This is a genomic window from Schaedlerella arabinosiphila (genome assembly GCF_003885045.1).
Taxonomy (GTDB): domain Bacteria; phylum Bacillota; class Clostridia; order Lachnospirales; family Lachnospiraceae; genus Schaedlerella; species Schaedlerella arabinosiphila.
Genome location: NZ_RHJS01000002.1, coordinates 4,617,220 through 4,640,181, shown reverse-complemented (window position 1 = coordinate 4,640,181; position 22,962 = coordinate 4,617,220). Strand labels below are relative to the sequence as shown.

The window sequence follows — 22,962 nt, the reverse complement described above, 5'->3', positions numbered from 1 at the left end:
AATTCATTCGACAAGAGAAGTAAAAGGAGTATGAGTTATGAAGAATAAACAAGAATTGCTTGAAAAGACCCGGTTGTTTGTATTGGATATGGACGGCACCTTTTATCTGGGAGGCCGGATACTGAGCGGGTCGCTGGATTTTTTGGAACAGGTAGAAAGGCTGGGAAAGCAATATCTCTTTTTTACAAATAATTCCTCGGATTCTGCCGATAATTATATACAGAAGCTTGCAAAAATGGGCTGCTCCATCACCAGGGATCAGATTATGACATCCGGCGATGTGACCGCGGCCTATCTTCTGAAGCATCACCCCGGAGAGAAAGTATATCTGCTCGGAACGCCGGCCCTGGAGAAAAATTTTCAGGAATACGGCATTCCGCTGGTCAAAGACGAAGCGGATATTGTTGTTGTTGGATTTGACAAAACGCTTGATTATGATAAACTGACTAGAGCGTGTACTTTGATTCGGAACGGAGCGCTGTTTCTATCAACCCACCTCGACATTAACTGCCCGACAGAGAACGGGTTCATTCCGGACTGCGGAGCGATCTGCGCGGCCATCGAATTATCCACCGGCGTCAGTCCGCATTATCTGGGCAAGCCTTTTAAAGAAACGGTTGACATGATCCTGGAAAGGACAAAAGTCCCCAAAGAATATATCAGCTTTGTAGGAGACCGGATCTACACGGACGTAAAGACCGGTGTAAATAACGGTGCCAACGGGATTCTGGTTTTATCCGGAGAGACGCAGTTGGCGGATATTGAAAAATCGGATGTAAAGCCCGACGCAGTATTCGGAGGCTTGTATGAGATGGCAGAAATGCTGAGGGATTACAAGTAAGATATCGTAATAATACGAAAAAAGGAGCGAGAGAGGAATGAATTTAGCTGAGATACTGGAAGACTTTCCAATGATTGCTGCGGTCAGGAGCGATGAAGATCTGCAGGAATGCTTCAAAACACACTGTAAGATTATATTTATTCTATATGGTACGATCTGCAATATTACGGAAATTGTAAAGAAGGTAAAGGCTCACGGCAAAATAGCCATTGTGCATATGGATTTTGTGTCCGGCATGACAATCAAAGACATTTCGGTAGAATTTATACTGAAAAATGCCGATGCGGACGGAATTGTAAGCACAAAGCCGAACCTTGTAAAAGAGGCGCATAAGCAGGGATTTATCGCGATACAGAGGACCTTCCTGGTGGATTCGATCGCACTCAGTTCCCTGGAAAAACAGATCGAACTGTCCTCGCCCAGCGCCGTAGAGATCATGCCCGGGATTATGCCGGATATCATAAAAAAAGTGAAGGGCCTGATCGATATCCCTGTGATCTCCGGCGGCCTTCTCTCCGAAAAGAAACATGTGATCACGGCTTTGTCCGCAGGAGCGGACGCAGTTTCTACAACAAATCATGCTTTGTGGTATGCCTGATATTACGTCTGCACCCTACGGGTGCTCCAGTAACAGTATCCAGCCCATTATAATTGCCTTCGGCGAGGGGCTGGATATATCGCTGTCATCACTTCATTGGTCGGACACCTTGCAGCGCAGTGCAAGGTGCCGTTTGAACAGTAAGTGCCCCGTTACTGTTCACACCCTGGCCGGGTGCTCACAGTAACAGTGCCCCTCTTTTTATCCATCATACCCAACCAAATCATGTTGACACGAAAATATATAAAGAGGTATAATATTCCTGTAATTATCTGTGGAGTTCCGCTGGAAATCTGTGGCGGTAAACAAATAATTCCATATAATGGAAAAAGGGTCATTCAGTGAAAAAAGAAATGGAAAAAAAACAGGAAAAAAGAATGGAAAAGAAGCAGAACCAAAGAAAGAACGACAAAAGTTTTTCTCTGCTTCTTTCTATTATATTAGTTTTCAGCATTTTTGGAGCAGTGATATTTTCCGTGGCACAGAAAATTTCAGCGGAGATGTCCTCGTCCGCGATTCAAAATCTGAGCGAAAGCCTGGAGCTGATGAAAGGGACGATCGATGCGATCCTGTTGAAAGAAGCGGAATTTCAGAAGCTGATCGCGGATGAGATCGCCGAAATCGGAGACCCGGAGCAATTTATCCGAACCTATAACAAAAACAAGACCATGGTGAAGATGTCGCTGATACTTTCGGGGGAAGAGGAAGGCATCTCAAATACCGGAGAGACGTTCACCGAGGAAGAACTGGACTTTTCAGCAAATTGGACGATAGACGGGATTCCGATTTCCAAATCATATGTAAACTATATGGGCACCTGGGCCTATACGATAAAATGTCCTGTGGAAAAGGACGGACGGGAAATCGCTTCCCTTTACATCGAATACGTGTATGACGCGCTGGACCGGTCGCTCCCGGACGGTTTTTACAATGGGCATGCCATGCTCTATATCATGGACACCCAGAGCGAGAGGATGGTCTTAAAGCCCAAGGGGATGGGCGAGCGCGACGCAGGGCATCTGAATCTGGAGGATTTTTACCGGGCCAACAACATCCAGGAGGAGGAGCTGCAGGCAGAGGTTGCCGAGTGCATAAAAAAAGGCGATAACATTTTGTTCTATCACGATGTGCAGGGAAAGAGCGCGCTCAACTATATGTGGGCGGTCAACGATGGGTCGATCTACCTGATCGGCTATGTACCGATTGAAGCGATCCAGCAGGAGGGGCGGACCGTCAATCAGAATATCATCATCGTGATAACTGTGATGCTTGTTGCGTTTTTCCTGTGCTGTCTGCTGTATTCCATCAACCAGAGACAGCAGAACAAGATTCGGAAGGAACGGGAAGCCGAGCGCGAGATTCATAACCAGCGGCTTGCGGAAGCCCTGCAGGCTGCGCAGATCGCAAGCAATTCCAAGACCACCTTCCTTTCCAACATGTCCCATGATATCCGGACACCGATGAACGCGGTTCTGGGCTTTACGACACTGCTTGCCAAAGACGCGGATGACCCGGTGAAAGTGAGAGAATATACAAAAAAAATTACTGCCTCCGGACAGCACCTGCTCAGCCTGATCAACGACGTTCTGGACGTATCCAAGATCGAAAGCGGAAAAGTCGTCCTGACGATTGACGAATTTACCCTGAGTGATCTGGTATCCTCCGTGGACGCCATCATCCGCCCCATGGCGCAGGCGAGGGGCCAGAGCTTCCACGTGGAAGTGAGCGGCATCAAACACGAGTATCTGATGGGAGACGAGACACGGATCAACCAGATCCTGATCAACCTCCTTTCAAATTCCGTAAAATATACTCCCGAGGGCGGCAGCATCTGGTTCCGCATCATCGGGCTGAAGCAGCGCTCCAGCCAGTATGAGCACATTCGGATCGAGGTGGAGGACAATGGCTACGGAATGACGCCGGAATATCTCAAAACCATTTTTGACGCATTTACCAGGGCGGAGAACAGCACCACCAATAAAGTCCAGGGCACGGGCCTGGGCATGGCCATCACAAAAAATATCGTAGAGCTTATGGGAGGGACCATTGATGTTTCCAGTGAGGTCGATAAAGGAAGCCTGTTCAAGGTAGAATTGGAATTTCGCATACCGGAAGGCCGGGCGGATCACCAGTTCTGGGAGAAAAACGGCATTGCCGGTATGCTGGTCGTGGACGGCGATGCAAAAACTGCGGAAAGTATTCAGGTACTCATGAAAGATACAGGAATCCGCGTAGATACAGTATTTGACGCAGAGGAGGCCGTCCGTCTGATCCGGGAGGAAAGCGCAGAGTTTACCTATGATTTGATTTTGATGGATTGGAATGCGGCGGGAATGGAGGGTATCCGGGCTGCCGAAAAGCTTCGGGAAGTCCTGCCGGATACGGTGCCGCTTTTGTTCCTTGCATCCTATGACGCAGAAGGGATTGAAGAAGCCCTTCATATGAAAAACACAGAAATGCTGGCCAAACCATTTTTCGTATCTGCATTTAAAGAAAAGATTCTGGATATGCAGACAGGAAGACGGGAGGATGCGCCGGCAGAGACCGTGGAGGAGACCACGCTGGAGGGGCTGCGTTTTCTTGCCGCGGAGGATAACGAGATCAATGCCGAGATTCTGGTGGAAATCCTTTCGATTGAAGGGGCAGAATGCGAAGTGGCTGAAAACGGACGTATGGCTGTGGAGCGTTTTACCAATGCGGAGGCAGGCGAGTTTGACGCGATCCTGATGGACGTTCAGATGCCGGTGATGAACGGCTATGACGCCACAAGGGCGATCCGCTCTCTGGCCCGGGAAGATGCGGCAGACATTCCCATCATAGCCATGACGGCAAATGCATTTGCCGAGGATGAAAAAGAAGCCCTGGACGCAGGAATGAACGTACACCTGGCAAAACCGATTGATATCGACTTGTTAAAGGAAGTTATAAAACAGTGTATAATTAAGAAAGGAATAGTCCATGAAAAGGAATAAGAGGGGGCGTATCCGCAAATCGGCTGTACTGTGCCTGGCAGGAGCGGCTGTGCTGCTGACGGCAGCATGCGGAGATAAAGAGAAGGCAAGCAGCAATCTGATCAAAAATGATGAAAAGGATAATAAGGTAGTCAACCTGTTCGGCCCTATGGAAAAAACAAAACCGAATGCAAAAAATGCCGCAAGAAGCGCATTTGACCTGACGGTGGCCATGGCGGAGGAGCAGCTCGGACTGATTGTAGAGTACAGGACTTATACGGCGGACGACTATCAGGACAAAACCTATGACGATGTGGGGATCGACCGGGTACGCAACGATATGGACGATCTGTATCTGCTCAATCCGGACACCATCCAGATATTGGGATCAGAAGGGGAACTTCTGGATCTGTCCGGCCTGGAATGCGTAAAAAATCTCCGGGACGTTGTAAAGACGGCAAACGAGGTAGACGGGAAGCTGGTAGCGATCCCCCAGGAGGTCGTAGCCAACGGCCTGTTTGTCAACAAGGATATGTTTGACCAATACGAACTGGAACTGCCGGAAACTCCTGAAGACCTGCTGGAATGCTGCAGGGTATTCAAGGAAAACGGGATTCAGACCCCCATCGGCGCTAACCGCTGGTGGCTGGAAAACTTCGTTTTTGCCCAGGCATACGCGGATCTATACAACGGGGGAAATACGGCGGCTGAGATCGAAGCCCTGAATAAGGGAGAGAGCAAGTACAGCGACTATATGCGCCCCGGATTTGAATTTTTGCAGAAGCTGATAGACCTGGGATATGTTGACGCAGAAAAAGCTTTGGTTTCCGAGGCGATTGAGGGAGAAGGACCGGACTTTCTGGCACAGAAAATCCCCATCGTAATGGCCTACTGGGGGGCGGCAAATTCAGATACCGCATATGGAAAAACAGATTTTGAGCTTCAGGTCATCGGATTTCCCAGCAGCCGTGGCCCCATGCCGGTGGTGTCCGTGACCGGCTATGCGGTGGGCGCCAATGCGGAGCACATGGAGGACGCGCTGGACGTCCTGGAGATCGTACTTTCCGATGAAGCGCTGCAGCTCTATGCGGAAAACAATAAGGTGATCTCCCCATCCAAAAATGTGGAAGTAGAGTGCATTGACGCATTAAAGCCGCTGAATAACAAAATCAAGGAAAACGTCTACGTCCTGGGCTCCAATGCAGGGATGAAGGTGGAGCAGTGGGGAAATACCTGCCTGATCGTGCGCAAGCTTCTGGAAGGAGCTTCGGTGGACGAATGCATGGCAGAGTTTGATAAGCTCCAGGAGGAATCTTTGAAGCAGTAAGATATTGATAAGCTTCGGGAGGAATCTTTGAAGCAGTAAGATTTTGATAGGCTCCAGTAGGAATCCCTGAAACAGTAAGATTTTCATAAAAGCCGGAAAGGGGACAGCATGTCGAATATTTACAAAGGAACATTGGATTTAATTGGAAATACACCTCTTGTTGAGGTTGTGAACATTGAGAAAAAGCTGGGGCTGGAGGCATCGGTTCTGGTGAAGCTGGAATACTTCAATCCGGCGGGCAGCGTGAAAGACAGGGTGGCCAGGGCCATGATTGAGGATGCGGAGGAGAAGGGCATTTTAAAGCCGGGCTCGGTGATCATTGAACCAACCTCGGGAAATACAGGAATCGGGCTTGCATCCATTGCTGCAGTCAAAGGATACCGCATGATCCTGACCATGCCGGACACCATGAGCATAGAGAGGCGGAACATTTTAAAGGCTTACGGGGCAGAGCTGGTACTGACAGAAGGCGCAGCGGGAATGCAGGGCGCCATCGACCGGGCGGAAGAGCTGGCAAAGGAAATTCCGGACAGCTTTATCCCGGGACAATTCGTGAATCCCGCCAATTCCGCTATGCATAGAAAAACGACCGGCCCCGAGATCTGGAGGGATACGGACGGAAAGGTAGATTACTTTGTGGCAGGCGTCGGTACCGGCGGCACGCTGACCGGAACCGGTGAATACTTAAAGGCGCAAAACGCAGACATCAAGGTCATAGCAGTGGAGCCGGCGGATTCCCCCGTACTGTCCGAAGGTAGAAGCGGCGCTCACAAGCTCCAGGGGATCGGCGCAGGCTTTATACCGGAAGTACTCAACACAGACATTTACGACGAGATCATCACCATAGAAAGCGAGGAAGCATACGAAGCAGCAAAGCTTCTCGCAAAAAATGAAGGCGTCCTGGTCGGCATTTCCTCGGGCGCGGCGCTGCACGCGGCAATCCAACTTGCAAAACGCCCGGAGAATAAAGGGAAAACAATCGTGGCGCTTCTCCCGGATACGGCAGACCGCTATTACTCCACACCATTATTTGGCTGAAAAGAAGCACCCCCGCTTGTCACAGGCGGGGGTATATTTTTACCTTTGCTTCAGAATTTTATCCAGCACTTCTCTGGAAACAGTCCGGGATGCTTCCTGGTTTTCAGCCGCAGCTTCCACCAGTTCCGTACGGAGGATCGGTATTTCTTTGGGTGCGTCGATTGCAAGCTTCACCCAGTCTGCTCCGGTATCAACGATGGTCAATTTAATATTGTTATTTATTGAAAGGGACTGCCCTTTCCGGCGTTGTAATATGAGCATGCTATGATTCCTCCTTTATCATCTCTCCAAGCACATGACGGAACGTATATTCCGCCTGGTCCAGAATGACCTGCCTGGCCTGACGGCTGCGCGCATTGACCACAAGGGGCGCTTTGAGGTTAACCGTAGATTCAGCCACCGAATCACGCATGACACAGATTACATAATAGGAAAGATCCTCCGCAGATTCCGTTCCCAGCGCTTTCAGATCTTCCCTCGACAGGGAAGGAGAGTAGTCCGCAAGCAGCCCAAAGGGATTCATCAGGATAAAAGAGAGCGCTTCATCCTGCAGACACTGCAGAGAGATCAGGGAATCATTTTCTTCATGAAAAGGAATCGGAAGATATTCCGTATATGCTTCAAATCCGATCAATCCATTTAGAATGTGGATTGCTTCGTTTTCCTCATATGAAACTTGTCCAAAATATTTTGCATTAATTTCCAATATAACATACCTCCTGGTGAATGCTGCTGTTTTGAATAGCGATACTGAACGTCAGATCAATCTGCCGTGAGTATATAAATATAAGGGCTTTCTCAAGCCCTTACATCTACTGGTTCATAGTCTGGATTTGCACTCGGCGGCACATAGAGCGGACCGCCGACATATTCAATCAATACCTGCGGACGCTGCGTGATCGACATCTCAATATTACCTGGGATAAATTCGAAATTGCCGTTTGCCACCTTCAAATCAAAATTCAGCTTATCCATCTCATAATTGATTGTCAGATCAGGCGCTTCGTAGCTGATATCTACTGGTGCGGACGGAGTAAATCCCAGCTCAAATTCCCCCGTTGGCTGTGCCGTTCTCTGCTGCATGATCTGCCCGATCACATCCTGCCCGATATCTGCTTTTAATAAGAGCTGACCTTCCTGCGCTAACTGCGCAGTAGCGCTGTAAGCCGCCTGCTGGCCTTTCTGCGCGGACTGCTTCACACTCGTAGCAGTCGTCGGCACAACAGAATTTCTTGCCTGAAATGAATCCAGCTTCAATTTTACAGGACGGCTCTTGATAGACAGTCCGCCATCATTCCTATGAATTTCCAGTTCTGCTTTAGAACGCGAATACTCCAGCCGAGCATTATTGACCTTCAACTCATATTGAATGGGAACTGTCGTGATCTGAATGAGTTGATCCATAAAGTCTTCCTCCCTTCTCTCTTATTTTTCTATTAATTCATGAAATCAATAAATGAAGGTGTCAAAATATTGTTTCCAACCTTTAATGATGCATTATAAACGTACTGAGCCCACGAGAAGTCCATAATCGCTTCTGCCATATCCACATTGACCACATGGTCATAATCTTCCGCAATCTGGATCTTATTGTTCTCCAATCTATCTTTGGTGGTAGTCAAAAACTCTGTCTGCGTACCAAGAATGGTAACCTCGGAAAGGAGGTCATTACGTCCATCCTCAAACTTTGTAACAAGTTTTTTATATTCTTCATAATTAAAAGGCTCTTCTTCTAACACATCTGCGACTTGCCCGGCAAGAATAACCATATTTTTGCTGTAACCTTCCGCATCTTTACCATATCCAACCATATTTATGCCTGGCAGGGAGGTGTTAAATGCAGTAGCAGGGTCAATTGCATGCTGCGTATTCGGCGGAGTACCGTTTTCCACATCAAGTCCAAAGCCCAGATCAATAAAATGGGTGTCTTTCGATAACTCTTCCAAAGCAGCTGGATCACCATTAGTCACATCCACTCCGCGGTATTTCAATATTTGATTACCATTAGCATCTTCTTCCAAAGTAAATGGAATATTTTTTGCATCACTGCCGCCGAATACATATTCATCTCCATATGTTGCATTTAAAGAGAGGAGTATACTCTGCTGTGCACCGCGCCACGCATCCGCATAAGTCTTTCTTGTCTCCGCCGTATGATTTGTGCCGTTCATTCCCTCTATTCCATATTGTTTTGCCAGGACCAATGCAATGTTGCTGATTTGCATTGCAGAATCTTCCTGAGCATTCTGATGGGATTGGATATCATCTACCGTATCCAGGTAATCATTATTTTTAGCGTATTTTCTTTCCAACGAGGTCGCACGCAGTGCGCTGGAAGGATCTTCAGCAGTAGACATATACTTTCTGCCTGTCATAACTCTGCTTCGCATATTATCCAGATTCTTCATAGAAGTGGAAAGGTTTTTATTATAATTTCTTAAAATTGCATTTGTTGTAATCCTCATTTTAAACCTCCTCTTATCTTCCGACTACACCGGTGCCGTTGATCAATTTGTCAAGCATCTCATCAAGCGTGGTCATAAGTCTTGCAGCAGCGCTGTAGGACTTATTATAATGCAATAGGTTCATACCTTCTTCATCCAACTGTACGCCGGAGATGCCGTCTCTCGAATTAGCAGTTTGATTCAATACGGTGATCTGGTTATCCAGCATCGTACTTGCAGATGAGATATCTATACCAAGGGTTGACTCAATATTAGCAAAACAACTGTAGAAAGTTCCGGTGTAGAATCTTACGTCCATATTCTGATTTGCACCGGCGGTACCCTTGGAAGTAAATGAAAATTCCTTGGAAAGCATGTTAATCATGTTCACAATATTTTCATTGGCTGATGAACCAACTACACCATCTACAACATTGTTGGAATTGGTGATACCATAGGTGCCGTTAATCCAGTCGGTAGCAACCTTAATATTCAGGGCAGAAAAGCCTTCTCCCTTATTTATTTCTTCAAACAGGGGGCGTTCTTCCAAAACATATTCGCCGCTAACGGGGTCTGTTTTATAACTGGGTTTTAAGTCAGATACATTACCTGTAAATTCAGTAGTAGATGGAACGCCATTATTATCTTGGTAATATTTTCCGTTTTCTCCCTTATATACAACAACATTATTTGCAGTATCCGTAAACTTTAAATACTCATCATTTCCGACAGTTACTTTTTCCTGTACGACACTTTTATTAGCATCATTAAACGCTTCTGCAAACGTCTTAACCAGCGAATCAAGCACCTTCTCGTAGTATCCAAGTCCCTTGAAGTCGGTATCATCAAAGTCGCCGGACTTATTCATAAAGTCAAGGCTTCCCTTTAATGTTCCATCGCTGATTTTGTCAGTTACCTCATTCGTATATCCGTCTGCATCGGTCAGAGTCAGCGTTACCGGCTTACCGGAGATATCCGTACTGAACTGTCCATATCGTCCGTCAGAAATCAGGCGGTGGCTTACGCCTTCTGTATCTGTAAAGGTCACATCCAGAACCTGTACGGAATATCCTTCTCCGATCTTCTTCTGCGAATATTCCACATTGATCGGAAGATAGCTTCCCAGTTCATCCAACAGTCGGTTCCGCTCATCCATCAATTCCAGCGCAGGATTTCCAAGAACCTGGCTGTTTTTGATACTGGTATTCAGCTCCGCAATATTCTTCAAGGTCGCATTCAGATCTTTAATATCTGTAGCCTTGAAGTTTTCCTGCGTATCATGCCGGATATCCTGAAGGGAAACTGCTTTTTCACGGAGCAGGTTCACGATGATCTGCATTCTGGAACGTACTACAGTGTCATTTTCTCTTGTATATCCGTCGTCTTTGGAAAGGGTCTGGAGTGCATTGCTGAGGTTGATAAATGCATCCCTGATACCCGAAGTCGTACTTTCGTCAAATGCGACCTGCAGTTTTTCCAAGCCTGCAGCCTGTGCATCCGTTGTTCCGAGCTTGGCAATCTGAGAACGGTACTGGGCGTCAAGGAATGGGTCGCGAAGCTGGGAGATCCCGGTCATATCGACACCATAACCTACCCTGGTACTGTTAGAAGAGTTGTAGAAACTGCCGTTTCTCAAATTTAAACTGGCAATATCAAGACGCTGTCTCGTATAGCCTTCAGTATTAATATTTGCAATATTCTGTCCGGTCACATCAATGGAACGCTGGCTGGCAGCCATAGCGAGCTGTGCGGTGGTGAAACCGGCAAATGTTGAACGCATCATAAAATGGATCCTCCTCCTGATTGTATTAGATCATTACAGCGGCTCCTTATATGGAACGGCTTGAAAAATGTTTGTTGTTGCCATTTTCAGTCTTTTGCCCGGCTGCGGAATAGGTAGCCTTTCCGGCCGGATCTCCGGTCAGGTTAAGCTCGATGACCCGGAGATTGACTTCGATCGCATCCCTTATGGTCCCGTTCAGGGACTGCAGGCTGCGGATCTGACCATCAATTCTGTCGAACAGGGGCTTTAGCATGGCTGCATCCGTATCCGGGATCTTTTCCAAAATCTGCCGGAAGGTGCAGCCCTCTAGTCCGAGACGCTTCTGTTCCGCTTCACGCTTCTGCTCCAATCCTCTCAGGCGCATGACTGCGGCCTGTTCCTTGTGCATAAAATCTTCTACAATCGCAACGCGGTTCTTCACAGTGGCATCAAGCTTATCTTGTTCAATCGGAATCAATGTGTCAAAAAGTTCTATGAATTGCTTCATCAAATCAGCAAAAGCTGAAAAATCATTCATACACGCAAATCCTCCTGGAATATTAATCTGATTCCCCCTCATCTGTGGTTCGGCGGTATAGCAGCGAAAGGCATGAAAAAAATGCTCTGCGCCTGACTTGCTGTTATACCAGAAGAATCCTGGATGCAATGGCATAGGCATCAACCTGATACGTATGCTCTGCAACCTTATTCTTTAAATCCTGGACCTTTTCTGCAGAAGCAGTCTCTGCCATCCCGGAAGATAACTGCCGGGAAACCGACTCTGCGAAGGTATGCTCCTCAATCTGTCGTGGATTAGACTGTATGATCAAAGCATCAAAGCTATGTCCGTCACTTGAAGCTGCAGAAGGAGCAGGATTTTCCTTTGTATGAATCCTTAAATCAGGATAGCTTTTCATTACGTTGTTAGTCGTTATTTTCATACTGGACTCCTTTTCTAAACATTGCAGTCTTTGTTTGCTGTATTCATATTAGTTTATAGTTTATATCTTGAATATCGGCATAACTTGAAAAATCATAACCTAAAAAAATAGATTTAATTACAGCCAATCCCGTAAAAAATGGGATAAAAAAACAGATGTGCAGGCCGCGCATCTGTTTTCAGGATTCGGATTTCATTAACCTTTTAAATGATTCAGCAGGACGGAAGGTATATTGTCGCAGGAGGCCTGCGTGCATACCGCACCGATATTGTAAGCCACCATCGGCATACCATATACGACACAGGATTCCTTATCCTGGCCGATTGTAAAGGCGCCCTTCTGGCGCATCTGCAGGAGACCCTCCGCGCCGTCGCTGCCCATGCCGGTCATGATGATTCCGACTTTTTTAATGGCAACATTTTTGGCAATGGAATTGAAAAGTACATTCACCGAGGGACAATGGCCGCTGACCTTTGGGCCGGGGTGACACTGTACGATATAATTACTGCCTGAGCGAACTACCTCCATCTGCTTTGCTCCGGGAGCAATCAGGGCCAGGCCGGGACGGATCACATCGCCGTTCTTCGCTTCCCGGACTTCCATGCTGCAGATCCGGTTAAGACGCTGTGCATACATATCCGTAAAACCCTCCGGCATATGCTGGGTGATCACGATACCGGGGATATTGGCCGGAAGCTTCTGCAGCACTGCCAGAGTGGCTTCCGTTCCGCCGGTGGAGGCCCCCAGGCCGATGATGGTGGAATCCAGTACGGTCCGCGGAATAGGCGGAAAGGGCATGGGCTTTGCCGGAACATTCTGTGCGGCAATTCCGCCGCCTCCGGTACTCTGCCGGGCCACACGAACTCTGGCCTTGGATGCCGCGCGGACTTTCAGCGTAAGGGCTGCAAAAAATGTATCTTTTGAATTGGCGGCGCTCATATCGGGCTTGCGGACAAAATCCACGGCGCCCGCGGACAGCGCGTCAAACACGCTCAGATTCAGGGAGGACACCAGAATGACAGGGATCGGGTTCTTCGGAAGAAGCTGTTTGAGAAATTCAATACCGTTCAGTCCGGGCATCTCCACATCCAGAGTCAGTACATCCGGCTTCAGCCTGGGAATCTTCTGGCCTGCGTCAAAAGCATTGATCGCATAGCCCACGACTTCAATGCCGGGCTGGGTGGAAAGATGCTGTACGATCATCTGACGGAATAAAGACGAATCGTCCACGACCAGCACTTTGATCGTATTATTCATAAAAAATCAGTCCTTTCTTTCGGCCAGAATACTGCCTGGCCAAACATCATAAATTTATTCTACCACATAATAGTGCAAAATGTTAGAGTTTTTTAAAAAAGCTGCTTCTGAAGTTTCAATTTCAAAAGCAGCTCGTTGCGATCGCTATATTTATTTTACCTTACGATAAGTCGCGGGTTTGAGATATTTATAAGGCGTTGTGGCTTTGTTCAGCCCTTCCGAATGTCCAATCAGAAGATATCCGCCGTCATTGGTCGCATCAAAAAATCGTTTCACAAGCGCTTCCTTTGTCTCCTGGTCAAAATAGATCATAACATTTCTGCAGAAAATAACGTCAAATTTCAGACGGAACTTGATCGGGTCCATCAGATTAAAGGTACGGAAGATGACGTTATTTCGGAGATCCTGGGTTACATGGTACGTTCCGGGCGCCTCTCCGGGGCGGAAATATTTCTTTTTCCAGGCAGGGGACAATTCTTTCAGAGAATCCTCGTCATAGACTGCATTTACCGCGCTCCGCAGTACATTCTGTGAAATATCCGTGGCAAGGACTCTGGTATCCCAGCCGGGCTTATTTGCAAAATATTCCTTCAGGATGATGGAGATCGTGTAAGGCTCCTCGCCTGAGGAACAGCCGGCGCTCCATATGCTGAGTACCTTGTCCTTCTTCGTCTGCTCCAGATAAGGAAGAATCGTCTCTGAGAAAAGTTTGAAATGCGCTTCCTCCCGCATAAAATAAGTATAATTGGTTGTAAGCTTGTTCAGCATCAGCTCCCGGTCTTCCGGCTTCCCCTTATTGATCAGGTATTCTACATAATCTTCAAACGAGTTGAATCCCATGGAAACAATCGTATTGGAAAGGCGCCCTGTGATAAGCTGCCGTTTCTTTGACAAATCAATGCCGTAATTTTGATGTACAAATTTTACAAGACGCTGGAATTCCCTGTCATTTATCGTTAACATGTTTCTTGCTCCTTTTTGTTGTTAAAATGCGCTGTATCTGTTCCGTACATTGATTCTGCGGATCCGGCCATACATGCGCACGAACCGCGCATACCGGAGCAGGACGCCCGCGCTGCAGTCCTGCCGATGACAAGCTTTTGTATTTAATATGCCTCAATCAGTTTTTCGCAGTCCAGGAAAAGGATTACGGAATTGCCGCCTGAGGAAACCATTCCGCGGATCAGTTCCTGCTGGTTCTCTACCGGAACCGGGGAGATCAGGCTCTGGTCTACGTCCATAACCTGCTGTACTGCGTCTACCAGGATACCGATCTTGACATCATTGATATCCAGGATGATGATACAGGTTGTGCTGGTATATTCAATAGGAAGCTTTCCCATGCGGAGACGGATATCGATGATCGGGATGATCTCACCTCTCATGCTGATGATGCCCTTTAAATAATCCGGGACAAGAGGAAGCATGGTGATGGAATGATCCGTGATGATCTCGATCACGTAATTTGTACTGACACCGATATTCAATCCGTCACAAGTAAATGTTAAAAATCTTTCTGTGGAAACAGGAGCCTCATTCTCAGAAATGCCGACCTCCGTGTTCTTATGTGTATCTGCTGACATAAAATTATTCCTCCGGTTCCTATAGTTTAATATTGAGTATGATATGCTGCATATAAGTTACCAATATCCAGGATCAGACTGATATTGCCATCGCCGAGAAGCGTACAGCCGCCGATTCCTGAGTTCTTGATATTGAAACTGTTCAAATAGGAAGGAAGCGGCTTTACAACGACCTGCTGCTCGCCGAGCAGTTCATCCACAAACAGGCAGAAGGACTTATCAGCGGACTCTACCCAGATCAGGATACCGTCTTCAATATTGGTCTTTTCCGTTTCAATATTATATAACTCATGTACACGGATGATCGGATAAAATTCACCCAGACATTTTACAATCTCATTGCCGCCCGCGTCAAGTATGACTTCATCTCTCTGGATCTTGAGAGACTGGCGGATATTTGCGATCGGAATGGTAAACAGGGACTTCCCGACGGAAATCTCCATACCGTCCGTAATCGCCATAGTAAGAGGAATCTTCAATGTGGTGACACTTCCCTGTCCGAACTCACTGGAGATGGAGATGGTGCCACCTACGGATTCAACGTTTTTCTTTACAACGTCCATGCCGACGCCACGGCCGGAGAACTCGGTCACTTCCTCGTTGGTGGAGAAACCGGGCAGCATCAGAAGGGAAAGGATCTCCTTCTTGGAATACTCGCTTGCCGGCTTGGTGAGAATGCCGTTGCGCTCTGCTTTTTCCAGGATCTTTTCTGTATCCATACCGCGTCCGTCATCGGTGATGGTGATGATAACCTCGCTTCCGGTATGGCTTGCGGCCAGGATGACTTCACCCTGCGGGTCTTTTCCGGCAGCAATACGCTCTTCCCGGGTCTCTTCGATTCCGTGGTCTACGGAGTTGCGGACAATATGCATGATCGGGTCGCTGATGCTGTCCACGATGGTCTTGTCAACCTCGGTATTCTCGCCTACAAGGGTGAGCCTTACGTCCTTGTTCAGCTTCTTCTTCATATCACGGACAACACGGTTCATCTTCTGGAAGGTACCGGATACGGGAACCATTCGAAGGGACATCGCGATATCCTGCAGGTCATCCGTCAGCTTTCTGAGCTGGCGGGCAGACTTCATGAAGTTATCCAGCTTCAGGTTCTGCAGATCCGGGGAGGAGGTGACCATGGACTCCGTGATCACGATCTCGCCGACAACCGCCACCAGACTGTCCAGCTTGGACAGATTGACGCTGATCAGGCTCTGCTTCACAGGCGCGCTGTGTGTGGATGCCGCTGCCGGAGCAGGAGAACCCTTCTGGGCTGCTTCTGCCGGAACAGGAGCGGGAGACGTGTCAACGCTTTTCTGAGCCGCCGGAGCGGGCGCTTCCTGCTTGGGTGCTTCCGCCTTTGCGTGTACATTTTCAATGACCTCATAAGCCTGGATGCTGTTCTGCTCCTTCAGGATGCCTACCGCGCTGTCCACATCCTCCTGGGAGGAAAGGGCCACAAAGAACCCGTTGTCAATGATGGACTCTGCGGTGTCGCTGTTGGTCTCCACATCGGAAGGATAATACTCGAACGGAATGTCGATCTCCTTCAGAGCGGTAATGATCATAAAAGCACGAAGATTCTCCATGCCGGAGCCCTCTTCGAAATGAATCTTAATAAAATAAGGAAGCTTGCTGTCAGGGCATCCCGCCAGTTCCTGGTTGATCGCGGCGATGGCCTCTTTATCTGCAGGCGGTGCGGTAGGAGCTGACGCAGCTTCGGCAGGAGCGTCTGCAGAAGACTTCTCGCCGGAAGAACTGATTTTTTCCAAAAAACTATTAATACTTTTAATGATTGAGTCGATATTAGTGCTAAGGGGCTCATCGTTTTCGATTTTTTCAACTTCGCCGCGAAGAGCATCCGTTGACTGGAACATCAGATTGAACAAGTCATTCTTGTGTGATTCATCCAGGGAATCCATTCCGTTTTCTCGGATATAGAAGAAAAGATCTTCTATATGGTGGGCGATCTCCATCAACGTGGAGAATTCCATCATGGCAGATGAGCCTTTAATTGTGTGCATGATACGGAAAATCTCATTGACGTCATTCGTCGTGAAATCCGAATTCTTCTCTGCTTCTATCAAGAGTTCGTCCAGTTGTTCCATAAGAGTGTTTGTCTCATAGAGATACATTTCAAGCATGTTATCCATAATCTTAGTACCGCCTTATCTAATATAATGTGATGTTTTAAACTACAAAAATTACATTTATTAATATATATCGTCAGACTTGCGGGAAACGATAAGAGTAAATTGCAAAGCAGGTGAAAAAATGTCAAATATTTTAAAAGTAACGACTCCTGTTGTGGGATATGACAATAACGCAGTCAATAATAAGCAGACTCCGACCCAGCAGACGCAGGACTTAAGCATCAAAAACCAGGTGGATCCGGGACGGGTGGTCAGGGCCGACGGCAGGACTGACTCGGACGGCCAGCAGGGAAAGGGGATCTCCTACGAATCCAATTTTGGGAATTTTGTCCAGTCTTTAAGAGAGCTGCCCAACCTCCAGGAGGTTATGACCCGGATGCTGTTCGGGGGTATGGCCAATATGGTAGAGTCCGGGATCGGCAAGGGAACCGCGGCGGACATTCAGGCGCTGTTCCAGATGCTGCAGATGAACCCGGATGAGCTGAACGGATTTTTGAAGGACGCCATGGCGGGGGCAAACCGGCTGCAGGGTCCTTTATTTGACGTGCTGCGCCAGATCATGAGCGAGACCAATTCCATGGATCTCAAAGCGGGTATCCTGGATATGCTTCGGAGATATAATGACATGTCCTCAGGCAAGCACCTGCAGCAGACCATCCAGGACCTTCTCGAACAGATCGAAGGCCGGATGTTCCGCAATAACCGGCAGGAGCTCCAGCAGCTTGCATCCCGGCTGCGGCCCTACAGCATGGAGGGGAACGCGTCGAACGTGCAGCTTTTAAAGGAGCAGATCATTCCCTACCTGGGCAGCTACATTTCCCAGACAAAGGACCTGGGGAAGATCCGCGACCTGATCAGCCTGCTGGCGCTCAACACCTCCAGACTGGAAAATGGAAACGTGGACAAGGTGGCGCAGTCGTTCCAGAGGCTGATGGATTTCCCGTCGTTCCAGAAGTATTTTCAGGGCATGTCGGCGGCGCAGTTCAAGGATATGCTGCTGAATGTGGATTATGAGAAGGCCGCGGGCAAGATGGACTGGACGGATAAGCTCCTGAACATCATGCAGGCCGGCGTGAGAGGCGAGGCGGGCCTTGAGAATAAAGAAGACTTTGTGAATATGATGCGGAGCATGCTGATCAATGAGAGCGTGTATATGCCGGTTATGCATGTGATGCTCCCGGTGATCCTGAACGGGGTTCCCATGTATTCGGAGATCTGGGTAGATCCGGACGAGGAATCCGGCAATCCCGGTTCCAATGAGCGCGGTATAAAATTATTAATTAAATTTGATTTGAAAGATGTTGGCTTTTTTGATATGATGATGTATTATGAGAAGGGGAAGATGGATATGCTGATTCATTATCCGGAAGAGCTGGCAGGACATGAAAGCGACATTCGTGACAATATCCGTAAGATCATGAACAGAAATCATCTGGAGGTCGAGTATCTTGCCGTGGAGCAGGGGCAGGTTCCGATCAAGGTATCTGCTGCATTCCCGAAGATATTTGAAAGGAGAAACGCGGTCAATGTCACAATATAATGATATTATGAATAAAAAAGCGGTCGCACTGCGGTACGATGAGAACAGGGACATTGCGCCGGTCATCGTGGCCTCCGGGCTGGGATACATGGCGGAGAAGATCGTGGAGGTGGCCAACGAGAACGGCGTGCCGGTCTACGAGGACAATTCCCTGGCCACAGTGCTCACGCAGCTTGACCTGGGGACGGCCATCCCCGAAGAATTGTACCAGGCGATTGTGGACATCTATACTTACTTTTTAAAATATACACCGAAGCATTCCGCGGCGGGAGAAGCATCCGTGGAAGTGAATGAGGTGAAGAAGGAAGACGGAGAAGAAAGCGAAAAGAAGGATGCAAAAAAAGAAGAGGGAGACTCCTGACGGAGATCTCCTTCTTTTTTTGTGGCGTATGGGCAAAAGCGGCCGGCTTTCCGTATGCATATATATGCCTGCATCCGTCAGGGCGCCGGCACGATGCGGGCGGCAGATGAATCCCGCCCTGCCTTGAATACTATCGTATGAAGAAAAGCTGCCAGCGGCAGGGTTTCTATATCAGGCATCCCGCGTCTTACCCTGCAGAACTTCCGTCTGGAAGACGTAGTTGCGTATCCTCGCCTCGGCCTGTGAGTTCAGGTCAATATATTCGCATCCGTATCCACAGCGGCCTTCCTTACGGACAGGGCGCAGTTTCCGAATCCGGGCCTTGACCAGCAGAGGATTCCGGGAATCGAAGAGGACAATGGACAGCGTATCCCCTGGCTGATATTTTTTGTCGGAAACAAACAGAAAGCCTCCGCATCCGATATCTTTGACGGTGACCATGGTTTCTTTCGGATCGCTGTCAAAATAAACGGACGTACGGAAAGAAACATAGACACGGAAATTCTTCCGAACCTCCTGGATGTCGTCGGTGACGCCGCGGACAATATAATATTCCTTCATAGCTGCCGGTTTTTCGGCGGCAGCTTCTGTACCGGATTGACTGCCGTCTGCTTCGTCCCTAAGGCTGCAGACCTCAGCGCCTTCCGAGAGCGTGTAGATAAACGCCCTGTAATCATACTGCTTGCCGTCGGGCATTAAAAAGACCCGCTCCGGCAGGTCTGCCGGCTTTTCAGGAAAAATAAGGCAGACGGTGTCCGGGCTTTCACAGCAGTACCGGACGGAGGACAAAAAACTGCAGTCCATATGAAACAGCGAGCCATTTTCTGCATCTTGCAGTGAAGTAAGTGATATCATGTATAGTTCCTCCTCATACATACCGGAAACGTATTTTTTTCAAGGTACCGTAAAAAAACATCTGTACGTCCGGGGACCGGCCTACCAGATCCTCTTAAGCTGCTGTTTGAACACAAACTGACGGATATCCCTCTCCGCGCTCTTTGTCAGATCAATAAACTGACAGCCATAGACATGCCGTTTTTTGATCATCTGCTGCTCCCGCAGGATGACAGCCCGGATCTCGTACTCTTTTTTCAGGAAACAGTAATGGAACTCAATCTCTTCATCCACATCCAGGGGCATTTCCGTATAAAGCATGATGCCTCCTACGCTGATATTATGTATGGTTCCGATGAAATGTCCATGTATGGCGGACGTAAATTCCAAATCTTTTCCCAGCTTCACCCGCAGATCCTTCTGGCGTTGGATCGTCTCGCGGATCTCCAGGATCTCGCACTGCGCCATCCAGGGCTCCAGTACCCAGGGATCCGTATTTTTATGGACTACCAGGCTGCTGTACGTCTTGATGCAGCCCATCTGGCTGTCAAAAAAATCCACCTCCAGCTTTTCCGTATCGGGCCCAAGCTTGCTGTCGTCTTCAAAATGCAGTGTAATCCGGTCCTCTACGCTCATCACCCTGGCCTTCACCAGAAGCTCGCCGGACGTATCATAAACCATACATGTACTGCAGTCCTTTAAAATCATGGTCTGAAAGACCTCCCTTCCTTTTTAAAGTACGCCGGGAATATCTGTGCATATCAGACGCGGTATAGAAAGCAGTTCCGCAAAGCGGCACGGAGAATATCAGGCGCACTAAAAATATTCATAATAAACTAGAATAATCTTAACATATTAAGGTGGGGTTGTAAACGGAGAAGTCCTGAATTTTTGGAAAGTACAGGAGAATTGGAGAGACAGCGGAATTACGGAATGTTCATTGCAATAGGTAGGGAATTATGCTAAGATATCAGTGGCTATACCTAAGGGCACCCCATTATGGCCATTCGGCCGTTTCATGAGGTCTATTTGAAGGAGTGTGCAAAATATAAAATGAAATATTTACAATTAACGCCGGGGTATCGGACGGCGCTTGCAGATGGAATGTTAGTGCCTGATTCCCCGAAGCATATGGCGACAGAAGAACTTCACCGGGCACTTCCGGGCAGTAGGCTGCGTATTTGTGAAAAAGAATATTTGTTTGCTGTGGCTGTTTTTTCTTTGGAGAGAAATCCGATATTTATATATAGTTATGCATATCAGCCAGAGGAGAATTGGGCGTCCTATACGCAAAACCTGACTCCGCAGAGTTATGGACAGGAAGAGTATATTTTTGAACAGGAATGTTGGTTTCGTGTCTGTGTCAGAAGAAAAGACGGGGAAGATCTGAACTCTGAGGACAATGGACGGGCAAGTGAACTGATTGCGTATTATGAGTCACAGAAGATACCGGCTGCACGGAATAAACCATGGTTTGAGCAGGAAATTGCAGAGACGGTGTCCGCGGTCAATCGGGAAGATGCTCCGCATGCAATGAAGCTGTGCCTTCTGACAGACACCCATCATACGGTCAACGGAACATGGGAAGATACGGTACGCAACATTCGAAGTGTGACAGCACGTATAAAGTATGATGCGATTGTGCATATGGGAGACCTTACGGATGGTATGCTCCCCAAAAGGCTGACAAGGAAATATGTGGAAGATATGGTCCGTGATCTTGAGGACTGCGGTGTCCCGCTTTACATCGTGCCGGGAAATCACGACAGCAATTATTTCAGAAATCGCCGGAATGCATTTTCGTTTGAAGAGATGAAGTCGCTGTATCGATTATATGGGAGTGAAAAATATTTTTCCGCAAATGGAGTGCTGCCGATTGCTTCTGCGAATGGCATGTTGGCCGGAGAAAACAGAGAGGCGGACGTGGCAGAAGCAAATACCAGACTTGATTATTATATTGATGTGCCTGAATATTCTATCAGGATGATTTTTCTTTCTTCCTTTGACGATGCAGCTCCTGTACGCTATGGATATACTGAGGGGCAGCTTCGGTGGTTGGAAAAAGTGCTGGTATCTTCGGTTCCTGGAACCAGGTTCCTCATTTTTTCTCATGATGCTCCCCTCGCGAAACTGGATTACTGGAGTTTTCATGTCCGGAATGGGGAAGCGCTGCTGGATATCCTGGAGAAATGTAATGCGTCAGAAGATTACCAAATTGTGGGATTTTTTTATGGACACACGCATGCGGATTATATATTTGAGGAATGCAGCTTCCCGGTAATCTCAATCGGCTGTGCCAAGCTGGAATATTTTACGGACAAAAAGCCGCAGGGGGCTGTGACATGGCCGAGAGAAGCAGATACGGTGACTCAGGATCTGTGGGACAGTGTACTGATCGATTTTGAACAGCAGAGACTGAAGCTGATCCGGTTCGGTGCAGGAGAGGACAGGGAAGTATCTTTTGCCAAAAAGAAAAGCATTTATCAATATGTGTCAATTATGCAGCGTAAGAGCCGGACAATGAAAATTTGGGCACACCGCGGTGCAAGCGGGCATGCGCCGGAGAACACACTGCCTGCATTTGAACTGGCTCATATGATGGGGGCAGACGGTATCGAACTGGATGTGCAGTTGACTAGGGACGGCGTGCCGGTGGTCATCCACGATGAAAAGATTGACAGGGTAAGCGATGGAACCGGATATGTAAAGGACTATATGCTGGGGGAATTGAAAGCGTTTAATATGAATAAAAGCTTCCCGGCTTATGGTAAGATTACCGTGCCGACCCTGGCAGAGGTGTATGATCTGATTAAAAATACAGATCTGATGATTAACCTGGAACTGAAAAACAGTACGGTTTTTTATGAAAAGATGGAAGAAAAGGTGCTGCGTCTGGCAGAAGAAAAAGAAATGGCGGACAGGATTATTTATTCTTCCTTTAATCATTATTCCATGAGAAAGATCAAGCAGCTTCTGCCATCGGCCAGGGTGGCTTTCCTTTACTGCGATGGAATCATGGACATTGCGGAATATGCGAAAAAATACGGTGCCTGTGCAGTGCATCCGTCAGTAGGGTGTATGAAGTATCCTGGAGTGGATGTGGTAAAGGAATGCCATGCAAAGGGGATACGGGTACATGTCTGGACGGTGAATGAGTCAGCGGATTTTGAGTGGCTGCGGGAAAAAGGAGCGGATGCGGCTATCACAAATTATGTGGAAAGAGGGGAATGAGTAACCGCATCTATGTATGTAGTTAAAGCTGTGAGCATAAGAGTTGGATACAATATATGTCATGTCCGGCCAGGGTGTGATCTAATGTCAGTGACCTAAGCTGCCCA

General features: G+C 47.9%; 21 protein-coding genes. 8 read left to right on the top strand and 13 right to left on the bottom strand.

Features of this window, described 5'->3' with window-relative positions; translation table 11 throughout:
* The first annotated feature begins 37 nt into the window (after positions 1-37).
* The 5 genes from EBB54_RS21850 (at position 38) to cysK (ending at position 6,755) form a co-directional block, all read left to right on the top strand.
* A complete protein-coding gene (locus EBB54_RS21850; RefSeq protein ID WP_125128981.1) occupies positions 38-841 on the top strand; it encodes an HAD-IIA family hydrolase in 804 nt (267 codons plus the stop codon).
* A 37-nt stretch (positions 842-878) separates the two neighbouring features.
* Positions 879-1,439 carry a glycerol-3-phosphate responsive antiterminator gene (locus EBB54_RS21845; protein WP_125128980.1) on the top strand — a complete coding sequence of 187 codons (561 nt, stop codon included), beginning with the start codon at positions 879-881 and terminating at the stop codon, positions 1,437-1,439.
* Positions 1,440-1,792: 353 nt separating this feature from the next.
* On the top strand, positions 1,793-4,411 hold the full coding sequence (locus EBB54_RS21840) for a response regulator (RefSeq protein WP_330554572.1): 2,619 nt from the start codon (positions 1,793-1,795) through the stop codon (positions 4,409-4,411).
* Positions 4,398-5,717, top strand: coding sequence for an ABC transporter substrate-binding protein (locus EBB54_RS21835; RefSeq protein WP_125128978.1), 1,320 nt, complete (start codon positions 4,398-4,400; stop codon positions 5,715-5,717). Before EBB54_RS21840 ends, EBB54_RS21835 begins: the two co-directional genes overlap by 14 nt.
* Before the next feature lie 108 nt (positions 5,718-5,825).
* Complete coding sequence (cysK, locus tag EBB54_RS21830) at positions 5,826-6,755, top strand: cysteine synthase A (RefSeq protein ID WP_125128977.1); 930 nt, start codon at positions 5,826-5,828, stop codon at positions 6,753-6,755.
* Between the two features lie 39 nt (positions 6,756-6,794).
* Here the strand turns inward: cysK and EBB54_RS21825 are convergent, their stop codons facing one another.
* The 11 genes from EBB54_RS21825 to EBB54_RS21775 all read right to left on the bottom strand — a co-directional run bounded on the left by EBB54_RS21825 (position 6,795) and on the right by EBB54_RS21775 (position 16,889).
* Positions 6,795-7,016, bottom strand: a complete 222-nt coding sequence (locus tag EBB54_RS21825) for a carbon storage regulator (protein WP_004071241.1) — start codon at positions 7,014-7,016, stop codon at positions 6,795-6,797.
* Between the two features lies 1 nt (position 7,017).
* On the bottom strand, positions 7,018-7,461 hold the full coding sequence (gene fliW, locus EBB54_RS21820; protein ID WP_004071239.1) for a flagellar assembly protein FliW: 444 nt from the start codon (positions 7,459-7,461) through the stop codon (positions 7,018-7,020).
* A 92-nt stretch (positions 7,462-7,553) separates the two neighbouring features.
* On the bottom strand, positions 7,554-8,159 hold the full coding sequence (locus tag EBB54_RS21815) for a DUF6470 family protein (RefSeq protein WP_125128976.1): 606 nt from the start codon (positions 8,157-8,159) through the stop codon (positions 7,554-7,556).
* A 32-nt stretch (positions 8,160-8,191) separates the two neighbouring features.
* Complete coding sequence (locus tag EBB54_RS21810) at positions 8,192-9,220, bottom strand: hypothetical protein (RefSeq protein WP_125128975.1); 1,029 nt, start codon at positions 9,218-9,220, stop codon at positions 8,192-8,194.
* Positions 9,221-9,233: 13 nt separating this feature from the next.
* A complete protein-coding gene (locus tag EBB54_RS21805; protein ID WP_125128974.1) occupies positions 9,234-10,982 on the bottom strand; it encodes a flagellar hook-associated protein FlgK in 1,749 nt (582 codons plus the stop codon).
* Positions 10,983-11,028: 46 nt separating this feature from the next.
* Entirely contained in the window at positions 11,029-11,499 is a 471-nt protein-coding gene (gene flgN / locus EBB54_RS21800; protein WP_125128973.1) for a flagellar export chaperone FlgN, read from the bottom strand.
* A 103-nt stretch (positions 11,500-11,602) separates the two neighbouring features.
* The gene (locus EBB54_RS21795) at positions 11,603-11,902 is read right to left on the bottom strand and encodes a flagellar biosynthesis anti-sigma factor FlgM (protein ID WP_004071227.1); all 300 of its coding nucleotides are present in this window, start codon (positions 11,900-11,902) and stop codon (positions 11,603-11,605) included.
* 195 nt (positions 11,903-12,097) lie between these two features.
* Positions 12,098-13,159, bottom strand: a complete 1,062-nt coding sequence (locus EBB54_RS21790) for a protein-glutamate methylesterase/protein-glutamine glutaminase (protein ID WP_125128972.1) — start codon at positions 13,157-13,159, stop codon at positions 12,098-12,100.
* A gap of 150 nt (positions 13,160-13,309) precedes the next feature.
* Positions 13,310-14,122, bottom strand: a complete 813-nt coding sequence (locus EBB54_RS21785; RefSeq protein WP_004071223.1) for a CheR family methyltransferase — start codon at positions 14,120-14,122, stop codon at positions 13,310-13,312.
* Positions 14,123-14,265: 143 nt separating this feature from the next.
* A complete protein-coding gene (locus tag EBB54_RS21780; RefSeq protein ID WP_125128971.1) occupies positions 14,266-14,742 on the bottom strand; it encodes a chemotaxis protein CheW in 477 nt (158 codons plus the stop codon).
* Positions 14,743-14,768: 26 nt separating this feature from the next.
* A complete protein-coding gene (locus EBB54_RS21775) occupies positions 14,769-16,889 on the bottom strand; it encodes a chemotaxis protein CheA (RefSeq protein ID WP_125128970.1) in 2,121 nt (706 codons plus the stop codon).
* 121 nt (positions 16,890-17,010) lie between these two features.
* On the opposite strand from EBB54_RS21775, the gene EBB54_RS21770 reads away from it, so the two are divergent.
* Both EBB54_RS21770 and EBB54_RS21765 read left to right on the top strand, forming a co-directional pair.
* Entirely contained in the window at positions 17,011-18,429 is a 1,419-nt protein-coding gene (locus EBB54_RS21770; protein ID WP_125128969.1) for a hypothetical protein, read from the top strand.
* Entirely contained in the window at positions 18,416-18,790 is a 375-nt protein-coding gene (locus EBB54_RS21765) for an EscU/YscU/HrcU family type III secretion system export apparatus switch protein (protein WP_125128968.1), read from the top strand. Before EBB54_RS21770 ends, EBB54_RS21765 begins: the two co-directional genes overlap by 14 nt.
* A 171-nt stretch (positions 18,791-18,961) precedes the next feature.
* Here EBB54_RS21765 and EBB54_RS21760 read toward each other — a convergent pair whose 3' ends face one another.
* Both EBB54_RS21760 and EBB54_RS21755 read right to left on the bottom strand, forming a co-directional pair.
* Positions 18,962-19,645 carry a PilZ domain-containing protein gene (locus EBB54_RS21760; RefSeq protein WP_125128967.1) on the bottom strand — a complete coding sequence of 228 codons (684 nt, stop codon included), beginning with the start codon at positions 19,643-19,645 and terminating at the stop codon, positions 18,962-18,964.
* 81 nt (positions 19,646-19,726) lie between these two features.
* Positions 19,727-20,332 carry a PilZ domain-containing protein gene (locus EBB54_RS21755; protein WP_125128966.1) on the bottom strand — a complete coding sequence of 202 codons (606 nt, stop codon included), beginning with the start codon at positions 20,330-20,332 and terminating at the stop codon, positions 19,727-19,729.
* A gap of 345 nt (positions 20,333-20,677) precedes the next feature.
* Here EBB54_RS21755 and EBB54_RS21750 point away from each other — a divergent pair, with 345 nt between their 5' ends.
* A complete protein-coding gene (locus tag EBB54_RS21750; RefSeq protein ID WP_162307181.1) occupies positions 20,678-22,855 on the top strand; it encodes a glycerophosphodiester phosphodiesterase family protein in 2,178 nt (725 codons plus the stop codon).
* Positions 22,856-22,962: the final 107 nt, after the last annotated feature.

Bases quoted from the DNA above. Each gene is read 5' to 3' on its own strand.
- EBB54_RS21775 (WP_125128970.1), bottom strand. From the start codon at position 16,889: ATGGATAACATGCTTGAAATGTATCTCTATGAGACAAACACTCTTATG.
- flgN (WP_125128973.1), bottom strand. From the start codon at position 11,499: ATGAATGATTTTTCAGCTTTTGCTGATTTGATGAAGCAATTCATAGAA.
- EBB54_RS21810 (WP_125128975.1), bottom strand. From the start codon at position 9,220: ATGAGGATTACAACAAATGCAATTTTAAGAAATTATAATAAAAACCTT.
- EBB54_RS21770 (WP_125128969.1), top strand. From the start codon at position 17,011: ATGTCAAATATTTTAAAAGTAACGACTCCTGTTGTGGGATATGACAAT.
- EBB54_RS21755 (WP_125128966.1), bottom strand. From the start codon at position 20,332: ATGATTTTAAAGGACTGCAGTACATGTATGGTTTATGATACGTCCGGC.
- EBB54_RS21760 (WP_125128967.1), bottom strand. From the start codon at position 19,645: ATGATATCACTTACTTCACTGCAAGATGCAGAAAATGGCTCGCTGTTT.
- EBB54_RS21840 (WP_330554572.1), top strand. From the start codon at position 1,793: ATGGAAAAAAAACAGGAAAAAAGAATGGAAAAGAAGCAGAACCAAAGA.
- EBB54_RS21790 (WP_125128972.1), bottom strand. From the start codon at position 13,159: ATGAATAATACGATCAAAGTGCTGGTCGTGGACGATTCGTCTTTATTC.
- EBB54_RS21795 (WP_004071227.1), bottom strand. From the start codon at position 11,902: ATGAAAATAACGACTAACAACGTAATGAAAAGCTATCCTGATTTAAGG.
- EBB54_RS21785 (WP_004071223.1), bottom strand. From the start codon at position 14,122: ATGTTAACGATAAATGACAGGGAATTCCAGCGTCTTGTAAAATTTGTA.
- EBB54_RS21765 (WP_125128968.1), top strand. From the start codon at position 18,416: ATGTCACAATATAATGATATTATGAATAAAAAAGCGGTCGCACTGCGG.
- EBB54_RS21850 (WP_125128981.1), top strand. From the start codon at position 38: ATGAAGAATAAACAAGAATTGCTTGAAAAGACCCGGTTGTTTGTATTG.
- EBB54_RS21805 (WP_125128974.1), bottom strand. From the start codon at position 10,982: ATGATGCGTTCAACATTTGCCGGTTTCACCACCGCACAGCTCGCTATG.
- EBB54_RS21815 (WP_125128976.1), bottom strand. From the start codon at position 8,159: ATGGATCAACTCATTCAGATCACGACAGTTCCCATTCAATATGAGTTG.
- EBB54_RS21835 (WP_125128978.1), top strand. From the start codon at position 4,398: ATGAAAAGGAATAAGAGGGGGCGTATCCGCAAATCGGCTGTACTGTGC.
- cysK (WP_125128977.1), top strand. From the start codon at position 5,826: ATGTCGAATATTTACAAAGGAACATTGGATTTAATTGGAAATACACCT.
- EBB54_RS21780 (WP_125128971.1), bottom strand. From the start codon at position 14,742: ATGTCAGCAGATACACATAAGAACACGGAGGTCGGCATTTCTGAGAAT.
- EBB54_RS21750 (WP_162307181.1), top strand. From the start codon at position 20,678: ATGAAATATTTACAATTAACGCCGGGGTATCGGACGGCGCTTGCAGAT.
- EBB54_RS21845 (WP_125128980.1), top strand. From the start codon at position 879: ATGAATTTAGCTGAGATACTGGAAGACTTTCCAATGATTGCTGCGGTC.
- EBB54_RS21825 (WP_004071241.1), bottom strand. From the start codon at position 7,016: ATGCTCATATTACAACGCCGGAAAGGGCAGTCCCTTTCAATAAATAAC.